General features: G+C 62.7%; 12 protein-coding genes. 5 read left to right on the top strand and 7 right to left on the bottom strand.

Translation table 11 applies throughout. The annotated features are described in order from the left end of the window. Positions 1-9: 9 nt before the first annotated feature. The 3 genes from KF719_RS13375 to KF719_RS13385 all read left to right on the top strand — a co-directional run bounded on the left by KF719_RS13375 (position 10) and on the right by KF719_RS13385 (position 3,537). Complete coding sequence (locus KF719_RS13375) at positions 10-783, top strand: SDR family oxidoreductase (RefSeq protein ID WP_293509201.1); 774 nt, start codon at positions 10-12, stop codon at positions 781-783. Between the two features lie 196 nt (positions 784-979). Next, a complete protein-coding gene (locus tag KF719_RS13380; RefSeq protein WP_293509202.1) occupies positions 980-2,821 on the top strand; it encodes a copper resistance system multicopper oxidase in 1,842 nt (613 codons plus the stop codon). After that, positions 2,821-3,537, top strand: coding sequence for a copper resistance protein B (locus KF719_RS13385; protein ID WP_293509203.1), 717 nt, complete (start codon positions 2,821-2,823; stop codon positions 3,535-3,537). The genes KF719_RS13380 and KF719_RS13385 overlap by 1 nt, the downstream gene beginning before the upstream one ends. A 6-nt stretch (positions 3,538-3,543) precedes the next feature. Here the strand turns inward: KF719_RS13385 and KF719_RS13390 are convergent, their stop codons facing one another. From KF719_RS13390 to KF719_RS13420, 7 genes are all read right to left on the bottom strand, one after another. Further along, entirely contained in the window at positions 3,544-6,294 is a 2,751-nt protein-coding gene (locus KF719_RS13390; protein ID WP_293509204.1) for a glycosyltransferase, read from the bottom strand. A gap of 142 nt (positions 6,295-6,436) precedes the next feature. Next, positions 6,437-8,194 carry an amidohydrolase family protein gene (locus KF719_RS13395; RefSeq protein ID WP_293509205.1) on the bottom strand — a complete coding sequence of 586 codons (1,758 nt, stop codon included), beginning with the start codon at positions 8,192-8,194 and terminating at the stop codon, positions 6,437-6,439. An 81-nt stretch (positions 8,195-8,275) separates the two neighbouring features. Next, positions 8,276-9,151: a nucleotidyl transferase AbiEii/AbiGii toxin family protein gene (locus KF719_RS13400; protein ID WP_293509206.1), complete on the bottom strand. Its 876-nt coding sequence runs from the start codon at positions 9,149-9,151 to the stop codon at positions 8,276-8,278. Further along, positions 9,144-10,055, bottom strand: a complete 912-nt coding sequence (locus KF719_RS13405; RefSeq protein WP_293509207.1) for a hypothetical protein — start codon at positions 10,053-10,055, stop codon at positions 9,144-9,146. The genes KF719_RS13400 and KF719_RS13405 overlap by 8 nt, the downstream gene beginning before the upstream one ends. Positions 10,056-10,329: 274 nt before the next feature. Further along, positions 10,330-11,127, bottom strand: coding sequence for an enoyl-CoA hydratase (locus tag KF719_RS13410; protein WP_293509208.1), 798 nt, complete (start codon positions 11,125-11,127; stop codon positions 10,330-10,332). Between the two features lie 70 nt (positions 11,128-11,197). Beyond that, the gene (locus KF719_RS13415; RefSeq protein ID WP_293509209.1) at positions 11,198-12,337 is read right to left on the bottom strand and encodes a DUF819 family protein; all 1,140 of its coding nucleotides are present in this window, start codon (positions 12,335-12,337) and stop codon (positions 11,198-11,200) included. A 66-nt stretch (positions 12,338-12,403) separates the two neighbouring features. After that, positions 12,404-13,477 carry a lipid A deacylase LpxR family protein gene (locus tag KF719_RS13420; RefSeq protein WP_293509210.1) on the bottom strand — a complete coding sequence of 358 codons (1,074 nt, stop codon included), beginning with the start codon at positions 13,475-13,477 and terminating at the stop codon, positions 12,404-12,406. A 137-nt stretch (positions 13,478-13,614) separates the two neighbouring features. Here KF719_RS13420 and KF719_RS13425 point away from each other — a divergent pair, with 137 nt between their 5' ends. Together KF719_RS13425 and KF719_RS13430 are read left to right on the top strand one after the other, a co-directional pair. Beyond that, entirely contained in the window at positions 13,615-15,195 is a 1,581-nt protein-coding gene (locus KF719_RS13425; protein WP_293509211.1) for an AMP-binding protein, read from the top strand. A 22-nt stretch (positions 15,196-15,217) separates the two neighbouring features. After that, the gene (locus tag KF719_RS13430) at positions 15,218-16,120 is read left to right on the top strand and encodes an SDR family oxidoreductase (RefSeq protein WP_293509212.1); all 903 of its coding nucleotides are present in this window, start codon (positions 15,218-15,220) and stop codon (positions 16,118-16,120) included.

Raw genomic sequence — 16,120 nt, forward strand, 5'->3', positions numbered from 1 at the left:
AGGACGACAATGAACATCTCGCTTGAAGGCCGCGTCGCGCTGGTGACGGGCGGCAGCCGCGGCATTGGCCGCGCCATTGCGGTTGCGCTGGCGGAGGCGGGCGCCGACGTCGCGGTCAATTATCGCCGCGACGAGGAGGCGGCAGCCGAAGCGGTCGAGGCGATCGAGCGGCTGGGACGCAAGGCGAAGGCCTATTCGGCCTCGGTCGAAAATTTCGAGGAAGACCAGAAGATGGTCGCCGACGTGCTGAAGGATTTCGGTTCCATCGGCATTCTCGTCAACAATGCCGGCATCGCCTCGCGCGGCCAGACGGTCGCCGACACCGATCCGCTGGAACTTGAGCGCGTGCTGCGTGTTCATGCGATGGCGCCGCATTTCGTTTCGAAGCTGGTCATCCCGCATATGCGCAAGGAGAAGCGCGGCGACATCGTCATTATTTCTTCGGTGGCGACGCTCAACCACGCGGCGCAGGGCGGTCCCTACAATATGGGCAAGGCGGCGGCCGAGGCATTGGCGCTGACGCTGGCCAAGGAAGAACGGAAGTTCGGCATACGGACGAACATCGTCGCGCCTGGCCTCACCGACACCGACATGGGCTCGCGTCTTGCGGCGGCCCGCGCCGGCAAGAAGGGCATGGACATCCACGAACTCGACGCCAACATGCCTTTCGGCCATGTCTGCAGCCCCGAAGAGGTGGCCGCCGCGGTCGTCTATCTCGTTTCGGATGCCAATCCGTATGCGAACGGTCAGAAGATCAACATCGACGGCGGCGGCCCGATGTGATCCGGAAATTTGGGGTACTGCGACACCCCGAAACGCCCTTCTGTCATTGATCTGTCAAAAAACTGTCACGGGTCGCTGCGGAGCGCACTTATCCCCGGGTTTATCCCGCAACTTATGCCGCAACTTGTCCCCGCATTGTGATTCCCGGATCGGCCGCGCTTGACCTTCCAACAATGGGAAGGTCCATGATCCGCCGATGATGAAGACACGAATCCGGATTCCGCTGCCCACGCTCGCAAGTCTCGCGCTCGCGGGAGGGCTTGTGGCTGTTCCCTATGCCGCGTTCGCGGGGAACTACGATCTGACGGTCGCGAAGGCGAAAGTCGAAATCGACGGGCGTACTGTCGAAAAGCTGACGGTCAACGGAAGCGTTCCGGGACCGACACTTCGTCTCCGCGAGGGCGAGAAGGCGACGATTACGGTTGCCAACGAAGCAGACGAACCTACATCGATGCACTGGCACGGCATTCTGCTGCCGGGCATCATGGACGGCGCACCCGGTTTCAACGGCTTCATGGGCATCGCGCCCGGTGCGTCCTACACTTACACCTTCGATATTCGCCAGAGCGGCACCTACTGGTATCACAGCCATACCGGCACGCAGGACCAGAGCGTGCTGGGCGCCATCGTGATCGAGCCCGCCGCGCCGCCGCCGTTCCCGGCCGAGCGCGACTATGTGGTGCTGCTCGGCGACATCACGCCGGAAAACTCCGACCACGTCCTGCGCAATCTCAAGGCCGATCCGGGCTACTACAATTACAACAAGCGTACCCTGCGCGACTTTTTCGGCGACGCGCGCGAGCAAGGCTTCGGCGCGGCGCTGCGCGACCGCCTCGACTGGGGCGAGATGCGGATGGACCCGACCGATCTTGCCGACGTGACCGGCTATGCGTTTCTCGTCAACGGCAAGCAACCGGCCGAAAACGAAACCTTCATCTTCAGGAAAGGCGAACGTACTCGCCTGCGGCTGATCAACGGCTCGGCCATGACGCTGTTCGATGTGCGGATTCCCGGTCTGAAGATGAAAGTGGTGGCCGCCGACGGCAACGACGTCGAGCCGGTTTCCGTGGACGAGATCCGCATGGGTGTCGCCGAACGCTATGACGTGATCGTCGAACCGGACGGAGAGGGCCCCTACACGATCTTCGCCGAGTCGATCGACCGCGCGGGCTATGCGCGTGCGACGCTAGCCGCAAACGAAGGCGCTGAAGGTCCGATACCGGAGCGCCGCCCCCGTGCGTTGCTCGCCATGGACGATATGGGCGCGGCGCATGGCGGCCATGCCGGATACGACATGGACGGCGCGAAAGATGAGCATGGCGGCGCTCGCGATGATCATGGCGGACATGAAGGTCATGGCCATGAAGGTCATGGCGACGTTCACCAGATGGATGACAGGCACGACGGCCATGACGGGCATGACGGGCACCACATGCACGAGATGCAGCACGACGGCGCCGCGCACGAAAGCCCTTCCGCCCCTGCGCGCGCCGTCGGCTGGGCATCGGGTTTTCCGGAGGGATCGAAAGTTCTCGCCTATGAGGACCTGCGCGCCCGTGCGGCGCCCGGCGACAACCGCCCGCCGGATCGTTCGATCGAGATGCGCCTCACCGGAAACATGGAACGCTATGTCTGGACGCTGAACGACAAGCGTTTTGGCGAGGCCGCGCCGATCCGCGTCCGCTACGGCGAACGCGTGCGGATCGACTTCGTCAACGAGACCATGATGGCGCATCCGATGCACCTGCACGGCATGTTCTTCGAGCTTGAGAATGGTGCGGGTGCCCATCGCCCGCTGAAGGATACGGTGATCGTGCCGCCCGGAAAATCCGTTTCGGTCATCCTGACGGCGCGGGAGGTGGGCGCTTGGCCGCTGCATTGCCATCTGCTCTATCACATGGCCTCGGGGATGATGACGGCCTTCGTCGTCGAGCCGCCGGACGCCGCCGAGGCGGGTATCACGCCGGACGGCGCGTCCTTGCCGCTCGCCATTTCGCATGACGGTCATGGCGGTCACGCAGGGCACGGAGGCATGTGATGCGAAAGATGCTTCTTGCCGCGCTTCTCGGATCGTTCGCCTTTCCGGGGACCGGACGAGCCGAACCCGGCGACGTCGTGGCGATGGATCACGGCGCCGAAATTTTCCGCAGGATCGTCGTCGAAGCGGATTACGCGGCCCGCGACGGCGGCCAGTGGCGCTGGCATGTCGATGGCTGGATCGGCGGCGATAGCGAACGCGTCTGGATCAGGTCGGAAGGCAAGATCGAGGACGGCCGCGCCGAAGAAGCAGAACTGCAGCTTCTCTACGGTTGGAACGTGCATCCCTTCTGGGACGTGCTTCTGGGTGTCCGTCAGGATTTCGAACCGCGCGGCGAGACCTATCTCGCTGCGGGTGTAACCGGCCTCGCGCCCTATTTCTTCGAGACGGACGCGACCGCCTTTCTCTCGACCGAGGGCGACCTCTCGCTTCGCCTCGAACAGAGCCTCGACATTCCGGTCACGCAGAAACTGATCGCCGAACCGCATGTCGAGTTGAATGCTTTCGCGCAGGACGTGCCCGAGCGCGGCATCGGCGCGGGCTTCAGCGGCGTCGCGGCCGGCTTGCAGCTTCGCTACGAAATCACACGCCGGTTCGCGCCCTATGCCGATCTTGTGTGGGAACGCGCACTTGGCGAAACCGCCTCGATCGCACGCGGGCGGGGCGAGGATGTCGAAGTCACGACGCTGCGCTTCGGCGTTCGAGCGATGTTCTGACGGTCCTCATTCCGCCGGCGACAACGCGCCCGCCGTCTCGGCCTTCGGCTTGCGCCGGACGAGCGACGGCATGACGTTGATGAGCGAGAGCAGCACGGCCGAAGCGTAAGGAACGGACTGCACCAGCAGCACGGCGACCCAGAGCCTGGAATGGCTGTCGGCGAAATCCGGGCTCAGCAGGAAGGCAATCGTCAGTCCCCAGAGCACCGTCAGCATCAGCGTTTCCTCCCGCACCTGGATGAAGGCGGCCGCGAGCGGCGGCTTGTCCTCGCATTTCGGTGTGCGAATGAAGGGTTTGCTGGTGGTGATCATGCCGTTGAGCATCGCCTTGGCGACGGTATGCGTGAGGCCGAGCGCCGCGACGCCGGCGCCGAGGCTTTCGAGGAAGGAACAGTCGCGAATGCGCACGGCATAGAGCCACAGCGAACGGATGACCTTGAAGGCGAAACTGCCGATGGTCGGGATCAGAAACGCCGCGACCGGCAGATAGACCATATGCGGCTGGTAGAGCGCCCAGACCGACAACACGATGCTGGCGGTCGTGAAAAGCAGCGCCAGCCCGTCGGCGAACCACGGCAGCCATCCGGCAAGGAAGTAATAGCGTTGCGCGCCCGAAAGGCCGTTCTTCCGCCGCGCCCAGGGCGCGAGCGCATCCCAGTGATGCTTGACGATCTGCACCGCGCCGTAAGCCCAGCGGAAACGCTGCGTGATGTAACCGGCCAGCGTGTCGGGCGTGAGACCGCGGCCGAAGGAATGGTTGACGTAAACGCTGTCATAGCCGGCGCGATAGAGCTTGATGCCGAGCTCGGCGTCCTCGCAGATGCACCACTCCGCCCAGCCTCCGACCTTTTCGAGCGCCGACTTGCGCACCAGCGTCATCGTGCCGTGCTGGATGATGGCGTTGAAATTGTTGCGCTGGACCATGCCGATATGAAAGAAGCCGGCATATTCCCAATAGGCCATGTTCTTGAAGGCGCTTTCGTGCCGGTCGCGATAGTCCTGCGGCGCCTGCACGAAGCCGACATCGCGCTTGTCGAAATAGGGAACCATCGTCTTGAGCCAGTTCGGCTCGATCTGGTAGTCGCTGTCGATGACGGCAATGATTTCGGCGTCGGGCGCGGTCTTCGCCATGCCGAAATTCAGCGCACCGGCCTTGAAGCCCGGCCAGTTTTCGAGATGGAAGAAACGGAAGCGCGGTCCGAGCGTCGCGCAATAGTCGCGCACCGGCTGCCAGACTTCCGGATCGGTCGTGTTGTTGTCGAGCACCAGCACTTCGTAGTTCTCGTAGTCGATCAGCGACAGCGCCCGGAGCGTCTCCTTCACCATCTCGGGCGGCTCGTTGTGGATCGGCACATGGATCGACACCTTGGCGGTCGGACTGACAACCTTGTCGTCGAACGGCTTGAAGTGCCGCTCGCCGTGGCGCGTCCAGATCACCTCGACGAATTCGATGGCCTCCGTCAGCAGCACGATGAGGAGCAGGCCTTGCGCGAAAAAGAGAAAGCTCCACACCGTGACGCCGACCCAGGTGAAATAGAGGCCGGTCACCGAAAGTCCCGCCCAGGCGATGGCCGATCCGGCAATCTGCGTCAGCACCGCGAAGAAGATAACGCCGGCCGGCCGCACATGGCTCTGGCGCAGAATGAAGAGCATGGCCGGCAGAAGCGCGAGGCCGGCCGCCAGCGACGCCCAGAAGCGCCATTCCGGCGCCTCGGAAATGCCGCCGGCCATAGGGAATTTCGGTTGCCGGTCGGCATTGTAGATGCCCCAGAAGGCGCCGGCCGCGCCTTCCTCCGACGCCTTCCACGGCTGGTCGAAGGCTTCGATGACGTAGTAGGTGAGGTCTTCCTGCTTGGCGCGGTTGAGAAACTCGCGCATGAACGTCGCCTGGTTGACCAGCGACGGCACGGCTTCGGTGCTCAGCTCGGATTCGGAGAGGCCCAGATAGGGCCGGCGCGGAATGACCTTGCCGCGGCTCGGCCAGCCGACTTCCGACACGACGATCGGCTTGCCCGGATAGGCCTCTTTCAGCAGCGCAATTCGCTCGAACACCGCATCGACCGCGATGTCGATCGGAATGCCCTCCCAATAGGGAAGGATCTGCACGGCGATGTAATCGACTTCCTTCACGAGCTCGGGATGGTTGAGCCAGATATGCGGCGGCTCGGCCGTCGAGACCGGCTTCCAGATGCGCGTCTTGGCGCGGCGGATATAGGCGATCAGCTCGTCCACCGTCACGTCGCGCCGCAGCAGCGCCTCGTTGCCGACCATCACGCGCACCACATTGCGCCGTGGCGCGGCTTGAATGAGCCGTTCGAGTTCGACCTCGTTGCGTTCGAGATTGGGACCGATCCAGGCGCCCGGCGCCACCGACAGGCCGTACTGGGCGGCGATTTCGGGAATCCGTTGCTGACCGAAGACCATGGTGTAGGTGCGGATCGCCTGCACCGTGCCGGCGAGCAGCTTCAAATCCTCTTCGATCTGCGCGGCGGAGGGATGGCGGTTCCGGGTCGGGTCCTGGCCCTGGCGATAGGGGCTGTAGGAGAAGCCGACGATTTCGCCGGTCCAGGCTTCGGCGTGATGCGGCTGGTTGAAGGCCGCCCAGACCGCGAGATTGGCCGCGATGACGAGCGGCAGCACGATGAAGAAGAAAGCCGCCTGGCGCACAAAGGCCGACCGGTGCCAGGCGCGCGGATTGGCGGCGGCAGGCTCGGGCGCGGCTTCGGGGGCAGGCGGCGGCACTTGGGGTTCGTCCATCGGCAAATCCGCGGAAAACAACTATGGAGGGCCAGCCGCCCGGACAGGGGCGTGGCGCTCTCTCTTCCATCCGCTCCGTGACCAAATTAGGGCAAGCGCGGCGGGGCTGCAAAAAAGGCCGGAAAGGGCGGTGTCCCGCCCCTCAGTCGGCCGCGATGCGCGCCCCCGCCGGACGCGTCTGCGCGCCGCGGATGAGCCGGCCGCCGAGCGCGCCGGTCGGTTCGCCGTTGCGGAAGGCGACGGCGCCCGAAACGATGCTGGCGGTGTAGCCGTCGGTCTTCTGGATCAGGCGTTTGCCGCCGGCCGGCAGGTCGTTGACGATATGCGGCGAATAAAGCGTCAGGCGGTCGAAGTCGATCACATTGACATCGGCCTTCATGCCCGGCGCGAGGATGCCGCGATCATGCAGGCCCACGAGATCGGCGTTGCGGCCGGTGAGCCCGTGCACCAGCCATTCGAGCGGCAGCTTGGCGCCCCGCGTGCGGTCGCGGCCCCAATGCGTCAAGAGCGTCGTCGGGAAGCTGACATCGCAGATGATGCCGCAATGCGCGCCGCCATCCGACAACCCGAAGGCGGTGTTCGGATGCGTCAGCATTTTCTCGACATCGGCGAGGCTGCCGCAGTGGTAATTCATCAGCGGGAAATAGAGCAGCGCCTTGCCGTCCCGCTCCAGCATCCAGTCGAGCACGACTTCGCGCGGATTTTTCCCCGTGCGCTCGGCGACCGCTTTCGCGCTCTGCTCGGGCGCCGGTTCGTAGTCGGGCCGCTCGCCCAGCGCGAACATCTTGTGGTAGCCCACGCAGATCATCTCGATGATCTCGCCGGCCGGATATTCTGGTTCCTCGGCGAGAAGCTTCGCGCGGAATTCAGGGTCGCGCAGCGCCTTCAATTGCGTTTCGAGCGGCGCGCCCCAGATATGGCGGAAGGTCTGGTGCATCACGAAGGGATTGAGCGAGGCGGTGAGGCCGAGCAGCAACCCGGTGGCGCGCGGCGGCACCTGGCCCTTGATGGGCAGCCCGTCGGCATTGGCGGCCGCGATATTGTCGAGCACACGCGCCCAGACATCCGGCCAGCGATCGTCCTGTTCGATGGTGATCGACATCGGCCGCCCCGAAAGCTCGACCATGCCCCTGAGCATCGCGAACTCGGCGTCGGTGTCCTTGAAGTCGGCGATCAGCTGCAAGACGCCCTTGCCCGATTTGCCCATCGCGCGGGCGATGCCGTGCAGCTCTTGCGCTTCGGCCTTCAAGGTCGGCGTCGAACCGCCCTTGACGTCTTTATGTTTCACCGTGCGCGAGGTCGAAAAGCCGAGTGCGCCGGCCTCCAGCGCCTCGACGACGAGGCGCGCCATCTCTTCCGTTTCGGCCTCGGTGGCGGGTTCGAGCGCCGGCGCCCGCTCGCCCATCACATAGGCGCGCACGGCGGCATGCGGAATTTGCAGGCCGACATCGACGGCGAGCGGCGAGGCCGCGACCGCGTCCATATATTCGGCGAAGCTTTCCCAGTTCCACTTGATGCCTTCGGCAAGCGCCGTACCCGGAATATCCTCGACGCCCTCCATGAGGCCCAAGAGCCATTCGCGTTGCTCGGGCTTGCAGGGCGCGAAGCCGACGCCGCAATTGCCCATGACGGCGGTGGTGACGCCGTGAAAGGTCGAGGGCTGGAGATAGGGGTCCCAGGTCACCTGGCCGTCATAATGCGTGTGAACGTCGATGAAGCCCGGCGTGACGATCTGCCCCTTGGCGTCGATCTCCTCGGCGCCCGAGCCGGAAACCTTGCCGACCGCCGTGATGACGCCATTGTCGATGGCGATGTCGGCCGCGAAAGGCGCGGCCCCCGTGCCGTCATAAACGGTGCCGCCGCGGATCACGATGTCATGCTGGCGAGACGTGCTGCTCATGGGGGTTCCCTCCCGGAAATGCTCTGAATGGCGTTTGGAGGGAGGATAGCGGAAATGGGGGGCGCGGGGGAGGGGTGGAACCTAGCTATTCCAAGGTAGGCTTCGATAAAATGCAGCAACACGATCAAAGGCTTCCGCGAAATCCGGAATGTCGCCGATTTCGAGTTTCAGCGAGTCCCATTCGGCGCCCGCTCGTCTTTGAACCTCGGGATCAGACAGCGAATGGATAGTGGGATTAATATTTCTAGACCAACATTTCAGAAACAGGACTTCGAGAATTTGTGTTCGAAGCTGTTCATTGATGTTTCGACCTGAAATCAGGAGGTCGAGATCATAGACATCCTGGCGTCGGTTTCGACGCCGTATGGGTTGCTGCAACATGGCTCGATACTTTTCACCGATCAAGTCGGCCAAACTATAAGCTCTTATCTCAGCTCCACCTGTTAATTCCAGTATCTGTATGTTTTTGGTGGGTTCATTAAAGGAAATGTCGACTTCTACTACATCAACGGATTTTCCCTCATTGAGCGCAGTTTCCTGTTTGCTTCCGCGTATTGCATAAGCAATTTTCAATTTGAGAGCAGGAAAATCGGCTGTCTCGAATTTTCCTCTAGGCTGACGCTTAATTGAATGAACTTTCATCAGCAAGTCCGGATAACCGAGAGTTGTAGTTACTCGAGGGAATATGTCATTCAATAAATCACAAATCTGATTGTCGACATCCGGTTCAGCGAGAAAGCTAGCTGTAAGATCAATATCTGTAGTCTGTCGAGGGCTCGCGTACGCCAACCCCATCAATATCCCGCCTTTTAGATAAAGTTCCTCTTGTAAATGAGCAGACATTGCAATGGCATTTAGCGTAACTTCCGTCGCCTGTCTCTGGCGGTAGGCTATTGGGTCTGCCCTCGCGCCCTCGACCCATGAAGCAAGATCTATTTTCGTCGCCGTGTCAGGCATTCAGTGAGATCATCCATTTTTCGGAGTAAGTAGGAGCGAAGTCCTTTGTGGGGTCGAGCTTTCTACTGCCGCCGCGTTGCACGAAAGCTTTCCATGCGTCGATACGACGATCGGCTTTTATTAGGAGCCGTTCTTCAAGAATGTATCCGGCACGGCTTTTGACGATGGAGCTTTCTATGTGGTCGACGGACTCGATAATCTCATCCAGATAGTATTTTGCATGTTCTTCCCACACATCAAGTACGTGACTCATCCCACCACACAGCACTGGGTTTTGAATTGTATCCAAGAATGTTTGACCGATGGTGGCGAGGCGAGCCGCACTTCCCCGGGCTCGAATATTTTTCCCAAGTGTTTTGGTTTCTAATACATGAAGCGGACGACGGCGAACGCGTTTTGGGTGCAGAATATTTTTAAGAGGATAAGGATTGACGACGCCTTTGGAGGCGTCGGCAGCCATAATTTCTTGCAGTTTCTGCCTTGCGATATTGCGGTCTGGTCTTGTTAGAAAAAGCGCATCGGGGCGGCGGTTTGTTATGCCCCAACGTTGCATGGCGGATATATGGGAAATGTAACAGAGACGATCTGCTAAGCAGACAATTTCATCTGCAGGTCGATCCGGCACTGCGAGCGCTCGTATTATCTTGGAGCCGTAATCACGATCCGCTCCTATCACGCCGGCATTTTTAAGATTTGTTCTGTGACGTACGTAGTCTTCTGCGGTGGGTGTCTTGGCACGTAAGTAAAGCTTCTCGTCTTTTGGCTCTCTATACATTTTCAAGATGAGATAGAAAAACTCGTAGGGCGTATATACGGGCTGCTCTGCTTGTTCGATTGCATTTGCGAGGTAGTGGCCAGCGCGAGTGAGGGTGTCTTTCACCACGCTGTGTTGAAGGATGGCCATATTTTATCCGAAGGTGTGGAGTACATGCGTCCTTAGGACGCATGTACTCCACACCTTGCCTAAAGTCAATAGAAATTTTTTGAAGAAATGGGTATGGCAATGATGTATGTGTGTCCTTAGGACACACATACATCATTGCCAAGGCAAAGTCAAATGCAAAATTACCTCAAGCGCCTAAACAACAGTCAACCCATACCGAAGACACCTTTCCCTTGCCCGCGATGCGCGCTGGCGCCGGTCGGCCTCTTCTACGATTTCTACGAGGTCTGACCGCTCACGACGTCTGCTGCTTCCCCCGGTTCTGTATCCCCTCGCGCCGCGCGGCGATTTCCTCGGGCGCGACGGATTTGTTGGCGGCGTTGGAGAACTGCCGCTCGGTCTTGAGCGCGGTGCCGAAATCCTGCGCGAAACCGTCATCGATCAGTTTCTTGTAGGCCGGCAGGCATTGCGGCACGACCGAGAGCATGTCTTCGGCGAGCTTGCGGGCCGTCGGCAGCAATTCCTCGGCCGGCACGACGCGGTTGACGAGGCCCCAGTCGCAGGCCTGCTGCGCGCTGAGGAAATTGCCGGTCAGCGACAATTCCTTGGCGCGGTAGATGCCGATGGCGCGGCTGAGCTTCTGGCTGAGGCCCCAGCCGGGCAGGATGCCGACGCGGGCATGGGTGTCGGCGAAGCGCGCATTTTCCGAACAGATCAGTACGTCGCAGGCAATGGCGAGTTCGAAACCGCCGGTGATGGCGACGCCGTTGATCGCGCCGATGACGGGGCCCGAGAAACGGCCGATCGACGTGACCGGGTCCTTGTCGCCGATGGTCGAGTTGACGCCGCCTGAATTTCCGCCGACGGCGCTGGCGTCGCCGCCCAGTTCCTTGAGGTCGAGCCCGGCGCAGAAGGCCTTGCCGGCGCCGGTCAGGATCGCGACGCGGATGTTTTCGTCGGCCTCGAGTTCCTCGAAGGTCTCGGCGATGGCGCGGCGCAGATCGCGCGACAGCGCGTTCATGGCGGTGGGGCGGTTCAGCGTGACGGTGGCGATGCCGCCGGATTTCTCGACCAGGATGACGGGCTCGGACATGGGGGCGCTCCTCGATGGAATGGCTTTGAGCCTGTTCTATCGGGATCGGGAAGCGCGGGCAAACCGATCTTCACCCGAGAAATCCGGCGAGCCCCACACCGATGAAATTGGCGATCGCATAGCCGAAGACGCCGAGCAGCACGCCCGGCGTCACCAGCAGCCGCCAGCGCTGGCTTGCCGCCATCGCCGCCGCCGTCGCCGGACCGACGGCCACCGCGTTGGAGGCGATCAGCGCCTCGGCAAGGTCGATGCGGAAAATCTTCGCGCCCGCCAGCACGACCGCGAGATGCACCGTCGCCATGACGAGGACGAAGAAGAAGATCGGCATCGCCGTCTGCACCATCAGCACGACATCGGCGCCGGCGCCGATGACGCCGAAAAACACATACATGAAGAACATGCCGAGATCGAAACCGCCCCGAAGTTTCGCGAGATAGGCCGGGAAGAGATTGGCGAGCGCGAGCGCGATCAGCGTGATGAACAGAACCGAATAGCCGGGCATCCCGAGCATCTCGCCGATGAGCCTGCCGCCGAAGGCGCAGGCCGCGGCGAGGAAAAGCAGCGTTGCCAGCGCGCCCATGTCGAGCGGCGGTTTCGCCTCTTCCTTGTGCGCGACGCCGTCGTCGCCCGCTTCGATGATCTTCGACGGGATGAAACGCAAGAGCGCCCGCGAGCCCGCCATCGTCAGGATGGCAGCCATGAAGACGACCATGACGACGGCATCGGTCGCCGCCATGGTGGCGATCAACGCGCCGTTTTCATTGAGGCCGAGCGCCTGGGCGACGGCGGCGAAATTCATCGAGCCGCCGATCCAGCTTGCGCCGAGCGTCGCCGCGATGCGGTTGGCGTCGGGCCCGAGATCGATGAGATAAAAGCCCGCCAGCACACCCGCCACCGTGCCCGCGACCGCGACGGCGAAGGCTGCGATCATCATGCCGGCCTCGCTGATGAGCTTGCGGATATCGGCATGGAAAAGCAGCAGCGGAATGGCAAGGCTGACCGCATAGGTCCAGACCATGTCGTGAAACGGCGAGGCGAAAGGCACGACACGCAGATTGGCGAGCAGTGTGCCGGCCAGGATCGTCAACACCACGCCCGAAAGCCATTGCCCGAGCCGCGTGCGCTCCGACCAGAAGCCGAAAGCGGCGAGCCCGAGAAACGCAAACATCAGGCCGAACATGTTGTCGGCGGAAATCAGCGGCAGTTCCATGTGGCGGTCCCCGGCGATTCTGGATTGCACCCATCATGCGGCGCGGGCGGAGGAAGGCAAGTGCCCTCAATAGGCGAAGGTCACCGTCAGCGAACCGAACTGGTCCGGTTTTGGCTGGCCCTTGTATTCCTTGCTGCGGAAGACATGGGTAATGCTGAAGCGGGCCGGCCCGACGATGGCGACCGCGCCGAGCTTGGCGTCATAGACGAAATGTTCCTTGTCGATGCTGACGCTGTCGCGGAACGTGTTGCCGTCGAGGAAGATGTCGCGCGCGATGCCGCGGCCTTCGATTCCGGCAAAGAGATAGCAGTTGCAGCCCGGACCCGCCGGACGGAACCATTCCGAGCCGCCGACGCCCGGATAGATGCGGGTCGGGCCGAAATCGTCCGGCAGCGCCGGGCCGATGCGGAAGGTGCCGCCGATGCCGCCATAGGTCTGCACCGTGCCGAGCGAGACGATCGTGTAGGGAATGAAATCGGTTTCCATGCCGAACAGGCGTTCGCCGCCCAGCGTCGGGCTGCGCCAGGCGCGCTCGAAGCTGAGATTGAAGCCAATCTCGTCGCGGATCTGGTTGTGCCAGCCATTGGCCTTGTCGGCGCCGATGACGCTGTGCCATTCGTTCTGCACCCATTCGCCTTGCGCCTTGGGGCCGACGACGCCCAAATCGAGCTTCCAGTTGTCCTGCCAGGCCTCGCCCGTGATCGTGCTTGAGCGCACGCTCTGGAGTGCGAAGGTCATATGAAGCCACGCCGCATAGGGGCGCTCGTTGGGCAGGTAGGCGACGGCGGCCGTATCGTCGGGCGTGAAGATGGCGTGACCGAGCGCGATGCCGACGCGGTGGCTCTTCCGGTCGAAATTGCCGGTCGGAAAGAACAGCGAATAGAAAGGCGGCGAGGAAAAATCGGCCAGCCATTTCGGCAGGTCGTTGCGCGGCCGCGACAGCCAGGCCGCCTGCACGCCGTTGGTGTAGTGGCGATCGGTATTCGAGAAGCCGGCGAAAAGGTCGTTCTCGACCTGGAAGGTGATGAAAGCCTTGTCGACGGCCGGGTCCGCCGCTTCGGCCGCCGCAGGCGCGGAAAGGGTGACGAGGCCGATTGCCGCCGCGGCCAGCAGGCGTCGGACGGCAGGAAACACGGTCATCGGTCATTGCCTCTGGACGAATGCGGATACGAACTCCGCGAAGTGGCTTGACGCCGGGGAGCCCCCACCTGTCCAATACTACGAAAGGCAACCAAAACAAAGTTGCGGCGCAAAGACGCCGGCAGGGAGGAAGTTTCATGGCTGTTGCGGAAACAGCGCCCGCGTGGAGTCGCGAGGATGCGGCGGCGGCGGGCATGGTGGTGGCGTGGCACGCAGGCCAGGCGCCGGACCGGCCGGCGATTATTTCCGAGGCCGGCAACCGGACCTATGGCGAATTGAATGCGCGCGCCAACAAGCTGGTGCGCGCGCTCAGGCGTGCGGGGCTCAATGCCGGCGACGCGGTGGCGCTGCTTTGTTCGAACCGGCCGGAATTCGTCGAGACGGTGGCGGCCTGCGCGCGCGGCGGCTTCCGCCTGACGCCGGTGAACTGGCATCTCAAAGGTTCCGAAGTCGGCTACATCGTCGACAATTGCGAGGCAAAGGCCTTCATCGCCGATGCGCGCTTCCCGGCGTCCGCCGCCGAAGCGGCGGCTGCGGCGAAGGGGCTCGTCGCGAAGCTTGCCGTCGGCGGCCCGCTGCCGGGCTTTGCGTCCTATGACGCGGCGCTGGAAGCCGAAGACGGGAGCGACCTCGCCGATCCGGTGCTCGGTACACAGATGATGTACACTTCCGGAACGACCGGCCACCCCAAAGGCGTCTATCGCCGTCAGGCCGCGCCCCTCTCGCCGCTGCTGGTCAAGCTGACCGAGACGGCGGCCTTCCGCGAGGGCGATCTGGCGCTTGTCACCGGCCCGCTCTATCACGCGGCGCCGCTGGCCTTGAACATGAGTTTCCCGCTCAATGCCGGCGTCGGCTGCGTACTGATGGACAAATGGGACGCCGAGGAAACGCTGCGCCTCGTCGCCGAATACAGGATCACGCATACGCATGTCGTGCCGACCATGCTGCACCGGATGCTGCAACTGCCGGAAACGACGAAGGCGAAATACGACATATCCTCCTTGCGCTGGATCTTGCATGGCGCCGCCCCTTGCCCCGCGCATGTGAAGGAAGGTTCGATCGCATGGTTCGGCCCGGTGGTCTTCGAGTACTACGCGGCGACCGAAGGCGGCGGCATTTTCGTCGACAGCCATGAATGGCCGGTGAAGAAGGGTACGGTCGGCAAGCCGTTGCCCGGCGTCGTCGTCGAAGTGCATGACGAGGACGGCAAGCCGGTGAAGCCGCGCGATGTCGGCACGATCTATTTCAAGGCGCCGGAAACCGGCCGCTTCGAGTATTTCAAGGCGCCCGAAAAGACCGACGGCGCCTATCGCGGCGATTTCTACACCATGGGCGACATGGGTTACATCGACGAGGACGGGTTCCTGTTCCTCACCGGCCGCAGCGCCGAGGTCATCATCTCGGGCGGCGTCAACATCTATCCGGCCGAAATCGACCAGGAGATTTTGAAACATCCGGCAGTGGCCGACGCGGCGGCCGTCGGCGTGCCCAACGAGGAATGGGGTGAGGAGGTGAAACTCGTCATCGAGTTGAACGAGGGCTACAAGCCCGACGCGGCGATGGCACGCGAGCTGCTCGACTTCGCGGCGGCGAACCTGCCCGGCTATCAGCGCCCGCGCTCGGTCGATTTCATGGCCGAACTACCGCGTATGCCGAGCGGCAAGGTTTTGCGCCGCACGATCCGCGACGCCTATTGGCAGGGCGACAAGAAAATCTGAAAACGAAGCAGGGGAGGAGAAGATGGCGGGCATTTGCGAAGGCCGCGTGGTGATCGTCACCGGCGGCGCGCGCGGGCTGGGCCGCGAATACTGCCTCGAATATGCGCGCCAGGGCGCCAAGGTGGTGGTCAACGATCTCGGCGGCGCGCGCGACGGCGAAGGCCGCTCGGCGGGCCCCGCCGAAGATGTCGCCAACGAAATCAGGGCGATGGGCGGCGAGGCGGTGGCCAACGGCGACGACGTCTCCGACTGGGAAGGCGCCAAACGCATGATCGACCAGGCGATCTCGACCTATGGCACGCTCGACGTGCTGGTCAACAATGCCGGCATCCTGCGCGACCGCATGATTTTCAACATGACGATCGACGAATGGGATGCGGTCATCAAGGTGCATTTGCGCGGCACCTTCTGCCCGATGCGCCACGCCGTCGGCTATTGGCGCGAGCGGGCGAAGGCCGGCGAGACGAACGACGCGCGCATCATCAACACGACCTCGGTGTCGGGCCTTTTCTGCAATCCGGGGCAGACCAATTACGGTGCAGCGAAAGCCGGCATCGCCTCGATGTCGCTGATCGCCGCCAAGGAACTGATCCGCTACGGCGTGACGGTCAACGCGATCTCGCCCGGCGCGCTGACGCGGCTGACCGAAGACCTCGGGCCGCCGGAGGAATTGAAGCCCGGCGAATGGAACCCGCGCGATCCCTCGAATGTCGCGCCCATCGTCGTCTGGCTGGGGTCGGCCGAGGCGCGCGACGTGACCGGGCAGGTGTTTGAATCGATGCGCGGCCGCCTCTGCGTTTATGAAGGCTGGCATCGCGGGCCCACCGTCGAACAGGATGCCCGCTTCGACCCGGCGAAACTCGGACCCATCGTCAAGAAGATGCTGGCCGACCGCCGCCCGGACCAGAAGATGGGCGAGGGGTAG

The organism is Parvibaculum sp., from assembly GCF_019635935.1.
Classification (GTDB): Bacteria; Pseudomonadota; Alphaproteobacteria; order Parvibaculales; family Parvibaculaceae; genus Parvibaculum.

Excerpts from the sequence above, each read along its gene's own strand:
- KF719_RS13375 (WP_293509201.1), top strand. The coding sequence starts at position 10 with ATGAACATCTCGCTTGAAGGCCGCGTCGCGCTGGTGACGGGCGGCAGC.
- KF719_RS13380 (WP_293509202.1), top strand. The coding sequence starts at position 980 with ATGATGAAGACACGAATCCGGATTCCGCTGCCCACGCTCGCAAGTCTC.
- KF719_RS13385 (WP_293509203.1), top strand. The coding sequence starts at position 2,821 with ATGCGAAAGATGCTTCTTGCCGCGCTTCTCGGATCGTTCGCCTTTCCG.
- KF719_RS13390 (WP_293509204.1), bottom strand. The coding sequence starts at position 6,294 with ATGGACGAACCCCAAGTGCCGCCGCCTGCCCCCGAAGCCGCGCCCGAG.
- KF719_RS13395 (WP_293509205.1), bottom strand. The coding sequence starts at position 8,194 with ATGAGCAGCACGTCTCGCCAGCATGACATCGTGATCCGCGGCGGCACC.
- KF719_RS13400 (WP_293509206.1), bottom strand. The coding sequence starts at position 9,151 with ATGCCTGACACGGCGACGAAAATAGATCTTGCTTCATGGGTCGAGGGC.
- KF719_RS13405 (WP_293509207.1), bottom strand. The coding sequence starts at position 10,055 with ATGGCCATCCTTCAACACAGCGTGGTGAAAGACACCCTCACTCGCGCT.
- KF719_RS13410 (WP_293509208.1), bottom strand. The coding sequence starts at position 11,127 with ATGTCCGAGCCCGTCATCCTGGTCGAGAAATCCGGCGGCATCGCCACC.
- KF719_RS13415 (WP_293509209.1), bottom strand. The coding sequence starts at position 12,337 with ATGGAACTGCCGCTGATTTCCGCCGACAACATGTTCGGCCTGATGTTT.
- KF719_RS13420 (WP_293509210.1), bottom strand. The coding sequence starts at position 13,477 with ATGACCGTGTTTCCTGCCGTCCGACGCCTGCTGGCCGCGGCGGCAATC.
- KF719_RS13425 (WP_293509211.1), top strand. The coding sequence starts at position 13,615 with ATGGCTGTTGCGGAAACAGCGCCCGCGTGGAGTCGCGAGGATGCGGCG.
- KF719_RS13430 (WP_293509212.1), top strand. The coding sequence starts at position 15,218 with ATGGCGGGCATTTGCGAAGGCCGCGTGGTGATCGTCACCGGCGGCGCG.